The sequence below is a fragment of the Capnocytophaga sputigena genome, assembly GCF_002302495.1.
GTDB lineage: Bacteria > Bacteroidota > Bacteroidia > Flavobacteriales > Flavobacteriaceae > Capnocytophaga > Capnocytophaga sputigena.
The window spans coordinates 2370895-2388575 of the sequence record NZ_CP022379.1 but is presented as its reverse complement, the minus strand read 5'-3'; the positions used below and the strand labels follow the sequence as shown (position 1 = coordinate 2388575).

General features: G+C 40.3%; 13 protein-coding genes. 12 read left to right on the top strand and 1 reads right to left on the bottom strand.

The window, feature by feature from the left end; genetic code table 11:
• The first annotated feature begins 127 nt into the window (after positions 1-127).
• The 10 genes from CGC57_RS10770 to CGC57_RS10725 all read left to right on the top strand — a co-directional run bounded on the left by CGC57_RS10770 (position 128) and on the right by CGC57_RS10725 (position 15115).
• Complete coding sequence (locus CGC57_RS10770) at positions 128-1201, top strand: PCMD domain-containing protein (protein ID WP_095899122.1); 1074 nt, start codon at positions 128-130, stop codon at positions 1199-1201.
• Entirely contained in the window at positions 1194-1976 is a 783-nt protein-coding gene (locus CGC57_RS10765; RefSeq protein ID WP_095899506.1) for a porin family protein, read from the top strand. The genes CGC57_RS10770 and CGC57_RS10765 overlap by 8 nt, the downstream gene beginning before the upstream one ends.
• A gap of 327 nt (positions 1977-2303) precedes the next feature.
• On the top strand, positions 2304-3614 hold the full coding sequence (locus tag CGC57_RS10760) for a carboxypeptidase-like regulatory domain-containing protein (RefSeq protein ID WP_157909315.1): 1311 nt from the start codon (positions 2304-2306) through the stop codon (positions 3612-3614).
• A gap of 157 nt (positions 3615-3771) precedes the next feature.
• Complete coding sequence (locus CGC57_RS10755) at positions 3772-4554, top strand: porin family protein (protein WP_095899120.1); 783 nt, start codon at positions 3772-3774, stop codon at positions 4552-4554.
• Positions 4555-4589: 35 nt separating this feature from the next.
• Positions 4590-5153, top strand: coding sequence for a helix-turn-helix domain-containing protein (locus CGC57_RS10750; RefSeq protein WP_095899119.1), 564 nt, complete (start codon positions 4590-4592; stop codon positions 5151-5153).
• Between the two features lie 98 nt (positions 5154-5251).
• Positions 5252-7750, top strand: coding sequence for a heavy metal translocating P-type ATPase (locus CGC57_RS10745; protein WP_095899118.1), 2499 nt, complete (start codon positions 5252-5254; stop codon positions 7748-7750).
• Between the two features lie 49 nt (positions 7751-7799).
• A complete protein-coding gene (locus CGC57_RS10740; protein ID WP_095899117.1) occupies positions 7800-8879 on the top strand; it encodes a bifunctional 3-deoxy-7-phosphoheptulonate synthase/chorismate mutase type II in 1080 nt (359 codons plus the stop codon).
• A gap of 34 nt (positions 8880-8913) precedes the next feature.
• The gene (locus CGC57_RS10735) at positions 8914-9840 is read left to right on the top strand and encodes a Dyp-type peroxidase (protein ID WP_095899116.1); all 927 of its coding nucleotides are present in this window, start codon (positions 8914-8916) and stop codon (positions 9838-9840) included.
• Positions 9841-9843: 3 nt separating this feature from the next.
• Positions 9844-11922 carry a TonB-dependent receptor plug domain-containing protein gene (locus tag CGC57_RS10730; protein WP_095899115.1) on the top strand — a complete coding sequence of 693 codons (2079 nt, stop codon included), beginning with the start codon at positions 9844-9846 and terminating at the stop codon, positions 11920-11922.
• 10 nt (positions 11923-11932) lie between these two features.
• Complete coding sequence (locus CGC57_RS10725; protein WP_095899114.1) at positions 11933-15115, top strand: UvrD-helicase domain-containing protein; 3183 nt, start codon at positions 11933-11935, stop codon at positions 15113-15115.
• Here the strand turns inward: CGC57_RS10725 and CGC57_RS10720 are convergent.
• Complete coding sequence (locus CGC57_RS10720; protein WP_095899113.1) at positions 15112-15834, bottom strand: AAA family ATPase; 723 nt, start codon at positions 15832-15834, stop codon at positions 15112-15114. The genes CGC57_RS10725 and CGC57_RS10720 overlap by 4 nt on opposite strands.
• A gap of 131 nt (positions 15835-15965) precedes the next feature.
• Between CGC57_RS10720 and CGC57_RS10715 the strand changes: the two genes are divergently transcribed.
• Together CGC57_RS10715 and CGC57_RS10710 are read left to right on the top strand one after the other, a co-directional pair.
• Positions 15966-17012, top strand: a complete 1047-nt coding sequence (locus CGC57_RS10715) for a WD40/YVTN/BNR-like repeat-containing protein (protein ID WP_095899112.1) — start codon at positions 15966-15968, stop codon at positions 17010-17012.
• On the top strand, positions 17009-17677 hold the full coding sequence (locus CGC57_RS10710; protein WP_095899111.1) for a hypothetical protein: 669 nt from the start codon (positions 17009-17011) through the stop codon (positions 17675-17677). Before CGC57_RS10715 ends, CGC57_RS10710 begins: the two co-directional genes overlap by 4 nt.
• Positions 17678-17681: the final 4 nt, after the last annotated feature.

Genomic DNA, 17681 nt, shown 5'->3' with positions numbered 1-17681 from the left:
AAAAATGATAGCGGTTTTTCTATTAGTTTCGTTTTAACAAACAAAAACAATTTGCTAATTTCCCAATTTGGTCATTTGCTAATTCTTTCATACTTTTGTAGTCTATTTAATTCAACACTCAATAAATATGAAACTTCTAAACATTTTTATCATTGCTACCTTGCTCCTCACACTGCAAAGTTGTATCAAAAGCGAAGCTCCCAATGCTGAAGCCGATATCCTCACTTGTGAAGTAGATGGCAATGTACTGATTCGCAAACCTGTGATCCAAAATACCGAGGTAAAACTCTATGTAAACTCTTTGGATAACGTGAAAAACCTCGCCCCGCGCTTTACCCTCACACAAGGTGCAACTATCAGCCCTACCAGTGGTACAACCCGCGATTTTTCTACCCCTCAAACTTATGTGGTAACTTCCAAAGATGGCAAATGGCAGAAAACATATAAAGTGAGCTGTTTTACTAATGATATTATCGCCCACTATCACTTTGAAAATGCTCGTATCACTGATGGCTACTACACTTTTTATGACACCTCAGTAAGCGGACAAGAAATTGCTTGGAGTAGCGGAAATGCAGGTTTTAAATTTACTAAAAGCGATGCTAAACCCAATGAGTTCCCTACAAGTCAAGATGAGAATGGCTACAGAGGAAAATGCGTAAAACTTGTAACACAAAGCACCGGAGTTTTAGGAAAAACTTTTGGTGCTCCTATCGCAGCAGGTAATCTCTTTATAGGGGCTTTTGAAATAGATTTGTTCAGTCCTGCAAAATCTACCCATTTCGGGATTCCTTTCAAGCGAAAACCTACTCAACTTTCTGGCTACTACAAATACAAAGCAGGTGAAAAACTTACCGATAAAAACGGCAATGTGATACCTAACCAAAAAGACAAATGTGATATTTACGCTGTGTTTTACGAAACAACTGCCCAAGTACCTCATTTAGATGGTACTAACATCAAAACACACAATAACATCGTGCTAATAGCACAACTAACCGACAAGAAGGAAAGTGATAGCTGGGTGCAATTCTCTATTCCTTTTAAAACAGTTAAAGGTCGTTCTATCGATGCTAAAAAACTAAAAGAAGGAAAGTACAACCTCGCTATAATACTCAGTTCTAGTGAAAAAGGTGCTGATTTTACAGCAGCTGTAGGCAGTACTCTTTATGTTGATGAAATACAATTACACTATGAATAATCAGGTTATGAAAACAAATATTTTTGTTGTATGTTTAATACTATTTGGCAGTTTATTACACGCTCAAAATGAACGTACTGAAACGCTTGTACAATCAGAAGAAAAAGGTTGGGAATACGAGCTAAAAGCGGGCGTAAACATCGGGGGAGCAAGCCCTACGCCCCTTCCTGAAGAAATTCGCAAAATAAAAGGGTATAGCCCCAAATTCAACGGCTCTTTTGAAGGTACTGCCACCAAATGGCTCACCCCTAAATGGGGTATCTCAGCAGGTTTGCGCTTAGAAGAAAAAGGTATGGAAACTGATGCAAATGTAAAGAACTACGGAATGGAAATTATAGAACAAGGTAACCACGTGGCTGGTTTTTGGACAGGTGATGTGCATACAGTCTATAAAAGTTCATTCATCACCTTACCTATAGTGGTGAATTATCGCCTTGCAAACCGATGGAAAATTCATTTGGGAATATTCGCTTCTTACCGTATGGACGGCAATTTCTCTGGCTATGTAACCGAAGGTTATTTACGTGAAGGTAGCCCAATAGGCGAAAAAGTTAGTTTTTCTAACGGACAAACCGCTTCTTATGATTTTAGCAATCATCTGCGTCATTGGCATTGGGGGACACTAATAGGAGGTTCTTGGCAAGCCTTTAAACACTTTAACATCAATGCCGAACTATCCTATGGGATAAACAATATCTTTAAAAAAGACTTCAAAACCATTACCTTTAATATGTACCCTATCTATATGAACATAGGTTTTGGGTATCATTTCTAAGTAATTTTACAAAAACTTTCTAAATAGTTACACTTTGCCAAAGCTGTTCGAACTGATAATCAATTATTTTTTATTATATCTTGTGGGGATGTTATGCAAACGTCCTCACATTTTTTTTAAACTCTTCACCTCAATATTTTCCTCTCCTTTAAATTAAAAAATTAAAGAAAATAATTTTAATAAAATCGTAACTAAAAGATTGACTTTTACTTACGTTTAAATTGTAAAATTTTATAAAAAAAGTTAATTTTTTATTTGTTTATATTATAAGTTTGTTATACTTTTGTCCCGAAAAACAAAGCCAATAACATTAAATTTATAGATAGTATGAAAAACATGTATTCTTTTTGGGCAATATTTTGCCTATTCACTCTTTTCGTGATAAGTTGTTCTAAGGACGACGAGACTACTGATCCCGTAGGTACTAAAACCTCTACTAACCAAACTGGCACTACCACTGCCACCACACAAACAGGCACGACTACTAGCACTACCCAAACAGGCACAACTACTAGTACTACCCAAACAGGCACAACTACTAGTACTACCCAAACAAGCACAACTACTAACACTACCCAAACAGCTGTAGTGGAAGTAATTGTAAGTGGTGAAGTGAACGGCATTAACTTAAAAGTTACAGACGCTCCTGCAAATCAAAACCCTAAAACGATAGCTAATGTACCTTTAAAAAATGCTGACACCAAGTTTGAAGCAAATAAACACATTGGTAAAACCCTTTACTTTGTGTTAGAGAAAAATGGTATGCCAGTATCCGATGTCGTTGAAAAAGAAATCCGCGCTGGTGATAACATCGTAAACCTCATCGTTAAAAAGAAAAAAGAAGATGGTAAGGCTACTGTAAAAATCAAAGTAACCCAAGACGGCAAACCCGTTGCTAATAAAAAAGTATATGGTATAGGTGGTGCCTTAGCTTTTCAAGGCATTATCAATATGATAGCTTTTTCAGGTGAACAAGTAGCCGAATACCAATCAGAACTAAAAGGCGTTACTGATAATGATGGAATTATACAATTTGTTTTTACTCCCGCAGATAAAAATGTTACCGATTATCACTTTTTTATCATTACTGAGGAAGAACCTCATTATCTATCAGTAGATGTAGATCTTGATGGAACTCTAAAAGAAGCTACTATCAACATCCCTAAAAAATCTACCGTTACTTTTGTAGTTACCGATAGTGAAAATGAAGCTGTAGAAAACGCTACTGTAAGTATCAATAATCTTTCTCTAAGAACTGATAATAAAGGTAGAGTAATGATTCCTTTAGCAATGGCTACTTACAATTATTCAGTTACCCTCCCTTGTGGCACCAATAAAAAAGGAAAAATATCACTCACTAGCGATAAAACTGAAAACGTAAAATTTGATACTGCTGAACGCGGACAAGTGATTGTTGAAAACAAAACCGACAAGAAATGCACTGTAAAATTCAAAGGTCAAAGTTATGAGTTAGAGGCAGGTGCCACCAAAGTTTTTATGAATCTAAATGTTTATAATAAGATTTATGACATTGATTTTTATGTAAATGGCAACAGAGTTGAAAAACTCTATAACGGAATGCTCACTTGCTCTCAAAAGAAAATAACTTTCACTCTAAATTCTGAAGATATTAAATAATGTCTTTCCTAAAATAAATTATTTAAGAGGTTAGCTTTTTTAGCTAACCTCTTTTTTTGTTGCTAAATGCGGTTTTTGCACAGTTTTTGCTGTCATTCCTCGTTAAACATCAATAGTTACTAAAAATGATCTATCATATTAAAGGAATGGGATCACTATGAATAATCAGGTTATGAAAACAAATATTTTTGTTGTATGTTTAATACTATTCGGCAGTTTGTTACACGCTCAAAATGAACGTACTGAAACGCTTGTACAATCAGAAGAAAAAGGTTGGGAATACGAGCTAAAAGCGGGCGTAAACATCGGGGGAGCAAGCCCTACGCCCCTTCCTGAAGAAATTCGCAAAATAAAAGGGTACAGCCCCAAATTCAACGGCTCTTTTGAAGGTACTGCCACCAAATGGCTCACCCCTAAATGGGGTATCTCAGCAGGTTTGCGCTTAGAAGAAAAAGGTATGGAAACTGATGCAAATGTAAAGAACTACGGAATGGAGATTATAGAACAAGGTAACCACGTGGCTGGTTTTTGGACAGGCGATGTGCATACAGTCTATAAAAGTTCATTCATCACCTTACCTATAGCAGTGAATTATCGCCTTGCAAGCCGTTGGAAAATTCATTTGGGAATATTCGCTTCTTACCGTATGGACGGCAATTTCTCAGGCTATGTAACCGAAGGTTATTTACGTGAAGGTAGCCCAATAGGCGAAAAAGTAAGTTTTTCTAACGGGCAAACCGCTTCTTATGATTTTAGCAATCATCTCCGCCATTGGCATTGGGGCGTACTGATAGGAGGCTCTTGGCAAGCGTTCAAGCATTTCAATATCAATGCTGAACTCACCTACGGAACAAATAATATCTTTAAAAAGGACTTTAAAACAATTACTTTTGATATGTATCCTATCTATATGAATATAGGTTTTGGGTATCACTTTTAAGCACTTTATAATATCTTAATCCTTAAAAGAAATATATGACAAAGTTATTTGTAAAAAATATGGTCTGCCATCGTTGTATAATAGTACTCGATGAACAGTTAAAAGCATTAGGTTTAACACCACAAAGCATCAATTTGGGTGAAATTACTTTTACACAGGAACTTTCTTCTGATGAGATACAAGCTATCAAACAAGCTCTCTTACCCTTAGGATTTGAGGTGATGAACGATAAGAAAAGTGTTCTTATTGAAAAAATTAAATCTATCATTATCAATTTGATACATAACCAAGACAACAAACTATCGTTTAACCTTTCTGAAATACTCAGCAGTGAATTAGGTCGAGATTACGGGGCTTTATCGCGTTTGTTTTCTGAGGTAGAAGGCAGAACTATTGAAAAATTCTTTATTGCTCAAAAGATTGAGAGAGTAAAGGAACTCTTAGTATATGACGAACTGACGCTTAGTGAAATAGCTTATCAACTCAACTATTCAAGCATAGCGCACTTAAGCAATCAGTTTAAAAAAGTTACAGGACTCACCCCTAGCTTTTTCAAGCAGATAAAAGATAACAAACGTAAGTCTTTAGATGAGGTTTAAAATCTTACAAATTAAATACAAAATTGTGTAATATCCAAGTAGATGTTTTGCTGTATCTTTGCAGCGTAAAACAAATAACTTTTTAACATTTACAATTTATGGAATACAATATAGAAGGTATGGGGTGCACAGGTTGTGCCAATACCATACAAAAAAAGCTCTCTGAAGTAGCAGGCGTAACAGCTGTTACCGTAGATTTCGCTACTAAAAAAGCTACTGTCGAAACTGATAGAGAAATCCCTTTTGAAGCTCTTGAAAAAGCCTTAGAGGGTACTCATTATAGCATTCATCAGTCTTCAAATTCTGAAGGCTCTGGTGTTTTCTATTGTCCTATGCACTGCGAAGGCGATAAAACCTACGATCACCCTGGTGATTGTCCTATATGTGGTATGGATTTAGTAGAGCAAGTAGGAGGAGCTCAACAACATCATCACCACCAAGAGTCTCCCAAAAAAGTTAAAGGCAATGGCGTTTTCTATTGCCCTATGCACTGCGAGGGCGACAAAACCTACGACCACCCTGGCGATTGCCCCGTGTGTGGTATGGATTTAGTAGAGCAAGTAAGCACAGAGGCTCCTGAAGGTGAAAGTGCGGAAGAGCAAAAGCGCAAAAAGTTACGCCGTCACTTTTGGGGTGCCGTAGCTTTTACACTCCCTATCTTTATCATCGCAATGAGCGGAATGTGGCACAACAATCCGCTGTATGAGTTAATGCCTATAAGTGCGTGGAATTGGGTGCAGTTTGCACTCTCCTTGCCTGTGGTGTTCTATTTCTGTTGGGTATTTTTTGAAAGGGCTTGGCGAAGTATCCGCACCTTGCGCTTCAATATGTTTACCCTCATCGGGATAGGTGCTGGCGTAGCGTGGCTTTTCAGTGTTGTAGGTCTCTTAGCCCCCGATATTTTCCCTGAACAATTCAAAGAACACGGCTCAGTACACTTGTATTTTGAGGCGGCTACTGTTATCCTTACCTTAGTACTTTTAGGACAAGTGCTTGAAGCCGATGCCCACAGTCGTACGCAAGGGGCTATCAAAAAACTGTTGAATTTAGCTCCTAATGAGGCTACTAAAATTGTTCACGGCGAGGAAATAAGAGTCTCTATAGAAGAAGTAACCTTAGGCGATTTGCTGCGTGTAAAACCTGGTGAGAAAATCCCCGTTGATGGTGTAATTACCGAAGGCAATGCAAGCATAGATGAGAGTATGATTACGGGAGAGCCCATTCCTGCTGAAAAAGGAGTGGGCAGTAAAGTGTCGGCAGGTACGCTCAATGGTGCTCAATCGTTTGTGATGAAAGCCGAAAAAGTAGGTAGTGACACCCTGCTCTCTCAAATAGTGCAATTGGTACAACAAGCCAGCAGTAGTCGCGCACCTATTCAAAACTTAGCCGATAAGATAGCCTCCTATTTCGTGCCTATTGTTATCACCATTTCGGTAATTACCTTTATAGTATGGTCTGTATTGGGTGGTGAAAACGCTTATATATATGCCTTGCTCAATGCGGTTGCTGTGCTCATTATTGCCTGTCCTTGTGCGCTGGGGTTAGCAACTCCTATGTCGGTAATGGTAGGCGTAGGTAGAGGAGCGCAACACGGTATTTTGATACGCAATGCCGAAGCCTTAGAGGTGATGAACAAAGTAAACACTTTAGTCATCGACAAAACAGGCACACTTACTGAGGGGAAACCCAGTGTGAGCGAAGTATTTACCTTTGGCAACAGAAGTGAAAAGGACTTGTTACAAGTGCTCTATAGTCTCAATCAGCATAGTGAACACCCTTTAGCAAAAGCTACCAATGCATACACTCAAGCACAAGGTGCTACTCCCCTACCCTTTACTAACTTTGAAGCCTTGGCGGGCAGAGGGGTAAAAGCCTCTTACGAAGGAAAAAATTATTTCTTTGGCAATGAACGATTGATGGAAGAAATCGGTGCTCCTTTATCCGAAGAAATACAAACTGTAGTAAAAACAGCGCAAGCAGCAGGAAAAACTGTTTCACTTCTCGCCATAGAAAAAGAAATCATTGGGGTAGTAACCATCACCGATAGAGTAAAAACCTCTACTGTTCAAGCCTTACAAGAGTTACAAGACTTGGGGGTAGAAATCGTAATGCTTACAGGCGATAACCCTACTACTGCCGCTGCGATAGCCAAAGAAATAGGCATCAGCAACTACAAAGCAGGTATGCTCCCTCAAAACAAACAAGCTGAAGTAGCGCGTTTGCAAGCTGAAGGAAAAATCGTAGCAATGGCAGGCGATGGTATCAACGATGCGCCTGCTTTGGCACAAGCCAACGTAGGCATCGCAATGGGCACCGGTACTGATATCGCTATAGAAAGTGCTGAAATCACCTTAGTAAAAGGCGATTTAAATGGTATTGTAAAAGCCAAAAAACTCAGCAAAGCGGTAATGAAAAACATACGCGAGAATCTATTTTTTGCTTTGGTATACAACGCTGTAGGTATCCCCGTTGCTGCAGGAGTGCTATACCCTATCTTTGGCATTTTGCTCTCCCCTATGCTCGGAGCTTTAGCAATGAGTTTTAGTTCAGTAAGTGTCATCAGCAATGCCCTACGCTTAAAAAGAACCAAACTCTGAAACCTGACCCCTGACCCCTGAAACCTGACTCCTGAGACCTAATAATACAATGGAAATAACAAAAGAAAACAGAAAATGGTTAGACGATTTGCACCTCAACCACCCCGTAGTGATTGCGGGACCTTGCAGTGCCGAAACCGAAGAACAAGTGCTAAAAATAGCGCATAGCCTCAAAAATACCGATGTATCTTTCTTCCGTGCTGGAATTTGGAAACCTCGTACCCGTCCTGGTATGTTTGAAGGTGTAGGCGCCTTAGGACTCCAATGGCTACAACACGTAAAAGAAGAAACAGGCTTAAAAACAGCGACCGAAGTAGCTAATAAAGACCACGTAAAGCTCGCTTTAGAACACAATATCGATATGTTGTGGATAGGTGCGCGCTCTACCGTGAGCCCTTTTATCATTCAAGAGATAGCCGATGAATTAGAAGGTACTGATAAGATTATCTTAGTAAAAAACCCCGTAAACCCCGACCTTCCTTTGTGGATAGGAGCTTTAGAACGCCTGCAACGTGCGGGTATTAAGAATTTAGGGGTGATACACCGCGGTTTCTCTACTTACGAAAAAACCAAATACCGCAATATTCCTGAATGGCAATTGGTGATTGAACTGCAAAACAAATTCCCTAATTTGCCAATTATCTGCGACCCTTCACATATCACCGGCAAACGCGATTTGATATTCGATGTATCACAAACAGCTCTCGACCTCAATTTCGAGGGATTGATGATTGAAACCCACTGCAATCCTGATACCGCGTGGAGCGACGCTGCCCAGCAAGTCACCCCCGAGCGCCTTGTTGAAATAATGAACGATTTGCGTATTCGAAAAACATCTGCCTCAGAAGAAGATTATGTAAGTCAGTTAGGAAATTTGCGCTCACGCATCGATATTATTGATGAGCAGTTATTGGATTTACTCAAAAAACGTATGGATATCGCCGATGAGATTGGCGGTTTGAAAAAAACAAACAACGTAGCCATTTTGCAAAACACCCGTTGGCACGAAATCCTTGGCAAAATGATTTTAGAAGGCGAACAACGCAATCTCAGTGAAGAGTTTGTTATTCAGGTATTTAAAGCCATTCACCAAGAGTCTATCAATCGTCAAGAAAGAGTCGTGAGATAATTTACCGATTTGCTAACAACTAAAAATAAAAATAATGAATTATCAAAATGTAACTGATTTGCCTAATAACAATACTGTATTTTTGGTATGGGCATTTAAGAAGAATATAACGAAAAAACTACTAAACAGCACTTTTGAAAAAGTATGTGGGTTGGTAGGCAACCTCAACAACTCGGTAGCCGACCGCTTTCCCGAAGGTCGTGCCAGTGTAACCATAGGCATTAGCCACAGCGCGTGGCTTGCTTTGGGGCTACCCAAACCGCTCCCTAAAGAACTCAAAGATTTTCAGCCTATCAAGGGGAGTAAACACACGGCTGTAGCCACCGAAGGCGACTTGCATTTTCATATCCGCGCACACAACCAAAGTTTGGCTTACGATATGGCAGCTGCCATTAGCGAGGTAATGCAACCCATTGCCAACTGTATTGTAAATGTACAAGGTTTTAGATATTGGGACGGACGTGCTATCATTGGCTTTGTCGATGGCACCGAAAATCCACGTGGCGCAGAACGCGAACAGTTTGCCGTAGTAGGTAATGAAGACCCCGATTATCAAGGAGGAAGTTATCTATTCGTACAAAAATACGTACACGATATGAACGCTTGGCGTGCGCTCCCCGTTAGCGAACAAGAAAAAGTAATAGGACGTAGCAAAGAAATGGATATAGAAATGGACGACGACACCAAACCGTCAAATTCCCATTCAGCACTTGCTAATGTAGGCGATGACTTAAAAGTAGTGAGAGACAATATGCCTTTCCACGACCCTATAAGTCACCAAATGGGTACTTACTTCATCTGCTATGCCAATACGTTTAGTACAGTAGAAAAGATGCTTACCAATATGTTTATAGGCAATCCCGCTGGCAATTACGACCGCCTATTAGATTTCAGCACTGCCGAAACAGGAACACTTTTCTTTGTACCATCTTTGGATATGTTAGATGAATTTGCAGGATAAAATATGAAACTCCTTTTAACCACCTTACTATTAGTTTATTTTATGACCACTACAGCGCAAGAAGTAGTGTCTGAAACACCTTTGGATACAATTGTGCTCAATGAGGTAATTGTAAAAGCACAGCGCAAAACACAGTATACCGATAAGGCGAGTTTTACCTTTGAAAAGAAAGCTGTGAAACAAGCTCGTTATGCCAAAGACCTCTTGCGCAGTTTACCCAACCTGCACCTCAATCCTGTAACCAACCAGATTGCTACCCTTAAAAGGGGTACGCTCTTGGTATTGATAAACGGTGTAGAGGCAACTGACTTACAAATACGCGGTATCGCTCCTCAAAACGTGGCACGAATTGACTATTACGATATTCCGCCTGCGCGCTGGAGCAATAGGGCTGACACAGTAGTGGACATCATCACTCGTTCGGCTAAAGAGGGGTATTCGGTAGGGGTAGATGGGCTTTCGGCACTTACTACGGGTTTTGTAGATGCTTCGGCTTATGGTAACTACACTAAAGGGAAACATACATTGGGAGTGGAATACAAATTGGAGTTTCGCGATTACAACAACAGACATTATGAAAAACATTCCGATTATGAACTATCAGGTGTGCGTTATGCAAACGACCAACAGTCAAAATCAGGGTTTAGCTATAATGCGCACAACGCTTCGGTGCGTTATAGCGCAGTAGTACCACAAAACTACAATTTTCAAGTTAAAGCAGGAATGGAGCTTTTGAATCGCTCTGCACATAGCAACGGCATAAATCTATTTACACAAGGTACAACGGTTAGCCATCACACATTATCAGGTAAAAGTCACGACCACTGGTTGCGCCCCAAAGTAGACCTATACTTCTCTAAAAAATTAGGCAAACGTGATGAATTGAGCGTGAACGTCGTGGGGAGTTATTACAACACAAGCAAAGAGAGCCTCTCAAAGGAATGGGTGACCTCAACTGCACAAAATGTGTACAACGATGATATGGACTTGAAAGTAAAACAACGCGGTTGGGTAGGTGAAGTAGCACATACTCATCAGTTTGATATAGGCAAACTCAATTCGGGCTACCGCATTAGCAGTACTTTTATCAACAACGACTTACGTAACTTGGCAGGTACTTCGGCTTACGATGTTACCTATACCAATCAGTATTTGTACACCGAGTTTGTAGGCAAAAAGGCTAATTTTATGTACAGAGCCAGTGCTGGGCTTACCCACACCCATAACCGTAGTGCCAAAAACACTTTTACCGAATGGGTATTTACCCCAAAAGTAGTGTTGGGGTATGAATTAGCTAATAACCAGAGTTTGCGCCTCACAAGTTACTATGTACCCCGCAGTCCGCGTAGTGCAGAACTCAGTAGCAATATAGTGCAGCAAGCGCCGAACATTTTGGAGACAGGAAATCCTTACCTAAAATCACAACATATATTTTGGACTGGACTTTCGTATACTTTCAACAATGAATACACCGATTTTAACCTTCAACCCTTCTACAAAAATACTCAACGTGTGATTACTGATATTTATATCAAAGACCCCGTGCGCAACGGACTACTCAGCACTTATGAAAACAGTAAATATCACGAGGAGTTTGGCTTTTCATTAGATGGTACTTTCAAACCATTAAAGAATGATTTATTTGTATTTTCGGCTAATATAGCCCCTACACGTGAAACTTTGGTTACTGAAGCTGGACTACGCGCTCGCAATGATTATATCGACAACAACCTATCACTTACTTTTACCTATAAAGATTTGAGGATTGATTACAGTTTCAATTTTCCTGTTTATTACATAGATGGGAATACGATGAGCACTTATGAAAATAATAATGATATTTTTATAGAATACCAGTTAGGTAATTGGACACTTAAAGGTGGCGTGTTTTGGTTAGGAATGCCTTCGGAATACAAGATGAAGAGCAGTTACGAAGGTTTGGTAAACCAACATAGTTATACCCACATAGAGAACAACCGCAATATGTTAGTCTTCGGTGTTAGCTATGATTTCTCTAAAGGAAAAAACAACTCTATAGACAAAAAACTCAATAACGATACCGCTCCTGCAGCACAGTTTTAACAATCAACAAATGACTGAACCAGCAAATTATACTATATACAACGCCTCGGCAGGCTCTGGAAAAACCTATAGCCTCGTAAAGGCTTACTTGCAAATTATCCTCGGCAGCAAATACCCCGATTTGTTTAGGCAATTGCTTGCCATTACTTTCACCAATAAGGCGGTCTTTGAAATGAAGAACCGCATCATTGAGCTTTTAGGCGTATTCAGTGAGGACAAAATGCTCACCAATCCTCACCCTATGTTTAGCGAGTTAGCAAAGGATTTGAAGCTCCCCGATGAGGAACTGAGAATGCGTTCAGCTAAAACTTTGGAGCATATACTGCACAACTACGCAGCCTTTAATATCAGCACCATTGATGGCTTCAACCACCAACTGATACGCCGCTTTTCACACGATTTGCACCTCAATCCTTTCTTTGAAGTACAATTGGATAGCAAGGCTTTACTGGAGCGCGCGGTGGATAATTTGATGAGTAAAGCAGGGAATGATACTGAACTCACCCAGCTACTCATCGATTTTGCCAACGAAAAAATAGATGACGACAAGAGTTGGGATACTACTAAAGAACTGCTTGACGTAGCCGAAATGCTCACTAACGAAAACTATTATGAGCCTTTACAATTGCTGAAAGACAAGGAAATATCTGATTTTAAAGCCCTTAAAAACACCCTACTCAACCAGCGCAACAATGCCTCAAAAACGATTAAAACTTCCGCTGATGACTTTATGCAACTGATGCGCGACCACAATTTAGACAGAGGTGCTTTTAACAGAGGTTATTTATACGATTTCTTCGATAAACTGACCGCCAACAACCCTAAGGAACCTTCGTGGGGCGTTGGTTGGCAAAACAATCTATTACAAGGCGAACCGCTTTATGCTAATTCGGCAGTTAAGAAGTACGACACTGCCCTTATCGATAGTTTGCAAGAGGTGATTGCCAACCTGTTTTTGGCTATCAAAGAGGCTTTTGGCACCCTTGCCTTTGCAAACAACGCGCTGAGATATGTTGTGCCTTTGGCTTTGCTCAACCGCATACAAAAAGAAATAGAAAACATTAAAGAAGAAGAAAACATCTTGCCTATATGGGAGTTCAACGGGGTGATTTCTTCAGAACTCAGCAACCAACCCGTACCTTTTATCTACGAGCGTATTGGCGAGAAATTCCGTCACTATTTCATCGATGAGTTTCAAGATACCTCAGTGCTGCAATGGCAGAACTTTATACCGCTTATCCTCAATGCAGTACAAAGTGAGGTAAACAAACAACGCGGGTCGGTATTGCTTGTAGGCGATGCCAAACAATCGATTTATCGTTGGCGAGGAGGCAAGGCTGAGCAGTTTATGAGTCTGTATAACAATGAAGCAAACCCTTTCCTCATCAAAGGAGAAGTAAAAGACCTCGACAAAAACTTCCGAAGTTTAGAAGCCATTATCGATTTCAACAACCTCTTTTTCAACTTTGCAGCAGACCTTTTCCAAAGTGAGACTTACAAAAACCTTTATAAAAACGCTGCACAAGAATATCCCAAAAACAAAAAAGAACAATCCTTACCCAAAGGCTATTTCAATCTCTCGTTTATCACTACAGAAGAAGAGGATATGTTTACGGAAGAGAATAACAACAGCAATGCCGTTATACTCTCACCGCGCGAACACAGCTATTGTGAAGCCATTTTAGAAAAAATAGAACATGCTAACCGTGCAGGGGCTGCCGATAAGGATATTACTATATTGGTGCGCACTAACCGCGAAGGGGCTGCCGTTGCTTCTTTCCTTTCAGAACACCAAAGAAATGTAATTTCTCCCGATTCGCTATTGCTGAAAAACGTGGCATCAGTACAGTTTCTCGTTACCTTGTTGCGTTTGCTATACCACCCCGAAAGTGAAGAACTCAAACTGCAATTACTCTTTGATTATCTGCGCTTTAAATCAACTAAAGACCCTCACTTATTCCTCAGCAAATATGTAGAGGAGCCCGTAAATACTTTCCTTGCCGATTTCCAGTTTTCTATAGAGCTGTTCAACCAATATTCTCTGTATGAAGGGGTAGCTTTGGCAGTAAATTGCTTTGATCTTGCCCGTCCTTCCGATGCTTATCTCACTCACTTTATGGATATTGTATTCGATTTTAAGAATGCGCGCAAAGGAGGCTTAGCCGATTTTCTGGAGTTTTGGGACGACCAGCAAGAAAAACTCAGTATCAGTTCACCCGAAGGGTTAAACGCTATTACGGTGATGACAGTACACAAGAGTAAAGGGCTTTCTGCCCCCGTGATTATCTACGCTTTCGCCGATAGCAAACTCATTGATACACACACCGAAAAACTTTGGTTTCCTGTAGATCACGAACAGTTTAACGGTTTTGACTATCTGCTGATAAACAGCAATAAAAGTTTAGTGAACTACGCCCCGCAAGCCGAAGAACTGATGATACAATTGCACGAACAAAACCTCCTCGACCAGCTAAATGTGCTATATGTAGCGATGACGCGCCCCGAATCGTTCCTATACGTAATCACCTCACTCCCCAAAGGCAGTGCTGGAACGTATGGCACGCTCTTTAAAGAGTTTTTAGAAAAAAACGAACAGTGGAATGAGAATGTAGTGGAATATACCTTTGGGAACCCTGTATTTCCTGAGAAGAAGGAGAAAGCAGCAGCTGAAGAATCACCTATTCCTTTTCAAAAAGGTTGGCAGCAGCCGAACTACAAGATTGCGACGGGAGCTTCCCTGCTATGGGACACTCACCAACAAGAAGCCTTGGAGCGCGGTAACCTCATTCACGAGTTATTCTCAAAAATCACTTATGCCACCGACCTCGACACTGTACTCAACGATGCGCTACAAGAGGGTACTCTCACTGCCGAACAATACGAGCTATTGCACCCCCAAATGGTGCGATTACTCAGAGACAGCACTTTAGCACCCTTCTTTAGTGAGGACTACGAATACTTTATGGAACGTGAGTTTATAGATGCTAATGGCAACTATTTCCGTCCCGACCGACTTGCCTACAACCCCACCACTCGCGAAGTCTATATCATAGATTACAAAACCGGACAACCCAACGATCAATACCGCACCCAACTACAACATTACCAACAAAACCTAACAGCCATAGGCTGGCAAGTAAAAGGAAAATATTTAGTGTATTTAGATTTAGGGGAAGTGGTAAAGATTCTCTAATCTTCTCTAAAATACGCCTTAGGATTGTTCAAAAAAGTTTTAGTAATGATATAATGTTCTACTTCTTGCAAAGGGGTAGCTTGCATTCCATTTTTGGTAACTTCATAGATTAGTGCATCGGGCATTGCCATTAGGATTGGAGAATGGGTGGCGATGATAAACTGTGAACGCTCTTTCTTGAGATGTTCGCGTATGAAGTAGATGAGTGATAGTTGGTGTAAGGGCGAAAGGGCACTTTCTGGCTCATCAAAAATATAGATTCCTTGTCGCTTTACACGTTGAGTAATGATATGCAAAAAGGCTTCTCCGTGAGAAAAAGACGCTAAATTTTGTCCGTAGTTAAACATCATATTCTTATAGGTAGGATTTTGACTTTCAAACGAATCAAAAATATTACCTTTAATTACGTAATCGCCAAAATCCTCTGATCGAAAGAAAAAACCACGACCATCGCGTATCATATCAAGTTCTAAATCTTCTGCGAGCTCAGCAATAGGTTCAAACGATTCTTCTTGAAAGCCTAACGTATTGTTGATACGAGCTAAGTGGAGTTTGTAGGCAATAGCTTCAATAAGAGACGATTTACCCACCCCATTATCACCTACAATGAATGTTACGGGCTGATCAAGATTGATATGTTTAGCATAGCGCACAGCTTCAGTATTATAAGGAAATCCTTGCACTCTATCAGTGGTAATATTTAAGGAACGGATATACATAAGTAATTAGAAAATGAGAAATTATTTGAATGTGTGATGCGACAAAGATACAACATTTTGAAGGAAAAACACATCCTTTCTTTGTTATTCCAACCAAAAACATTATCTTTGCCTTTGTTTATCACTGAGATATGAAACATATTGCTATTATTTTTATATTGCTTTGCCTCGCGGGGTGTAAGCACTCCAATCCTTATAAGGACACTACTATCGAATTGGTAGAAGTAAAGTCCTTTCCGTTAGAGAAGATAAGTGTGCGAGCAATGGTGCTCTTAGAGAAAAACGTGGCTTTTGCAGGCTCCGACGCTACCTTTGGCTTTATCAACACTCAAAACCAAACTATTGCGACTTCTAACTTGAAGAATCGCGGGGTCATTTCGGATTTCCGATCTGTGGCAGCTACGAGTCAGAACTTTTTTATGCTCTCTATCGGTAACCCTGCATTGCTTTACAAAGCTGAACAAAGTGGTATGGAGGAAGTATATCGCGAGGAACACCCTGATGTATTCTACGATGTATTGCGCTTTACGGACGACCAATTTGGCATCGCTATAGGCGACCCTATTGACAATCGTCTATCGGTAGTAACAACGCTCAATGGTGGACAACAATGGACGAAACTCACGTGGTCACAATCACCCAAACTCGAAGAGGGTGAAAGTGTATTCGCTGCTAGCAACTCGGCTTTGGCGCACTATAGCAACAAACTATGGGTAGTGACAGGCGGTAGCAAAAGTAGGGTGTTGTTCTCGGACAACAAGGGCTATAAATGGCAAGACCTCGCTACCTTACCTCTCGCCCAAGGTTCAGCTACTCAAGGGGCTTTCACCATAGCTTTCTACAACGACCAGCAGGGCATCGTTCTCGGTGGTGATTATAAACAACCTACAGAGCGCAAAGGCTCTGGTGCACTCACTTTTGATGGAGGTAAAACATGGCAGCCTATCGCGACCGACAAGGCTATTGGCTATGCCAGTTGTGTGCAATACATCCCTAATAGTGAGGGGAATGCTTTGGTGGCAACTTCACCTAATGGTTTTTTCTTCTCTAACGACCAAGGCAAAAGTTGGCAACAACTTTCGAATAAATCCTATCACGCACTCCTTTTTGTAGATGAACAAACTATGGTTGCTTCGGGCAATGAGAAAATCACCCTTTTTAGAGTTGTAAAAAAATGATGGTAAGTGAGGTAACAGCTTTGCGAAAGGCAGGTGAATTGGATGAAGCATTGCGTATTGCTCTCGAGGAATTTAAGGAAAACGATAGCAGTATCAACAAATATTCGTTGGGCTGGGTGTATTACGATTTTTGCAAGAGGGCAGTAGCCGAAAACGATTTAGATGTTTTCCTACAATATGTACAAGCCCTCAAAGACCTGCATTTCAGTTCTGAAGAAGTACTCATCACTGACCAACTGCTTTGGCAATATGTAAAACTCTTCGCTCAGCTGCGCAAAACAGGAAGAATAGCACTCATTGATGTGCTGTACGAGAGTTTGAAAGGTATGTATTTCACGATGCCTTCTGAAGCATTTTCTGCCTTAGCAGAGCAGTTGCACAAAGTTTACAAAGACCGCGATGAATATTTGGAAGTAATTACTGATGTAATGCCTTTTCTGCGCGCTGAAGATTTTGCCCCTAAATCATACCAAGGTACGCTTATAACACCTTTAGCAGAACAAATTTACCGAACTTATAGCAAACATATATTAAAAAGTGGCGATAAAGAAATTATCGCCACCTTTATACCTATCTTGCATCAGTGGATGCAGGCACATCCTGAATACAATTCGCTTATTTATTACTATGTGGAAATGTGCAATTTTGCCAATATACCAATGTAATAAT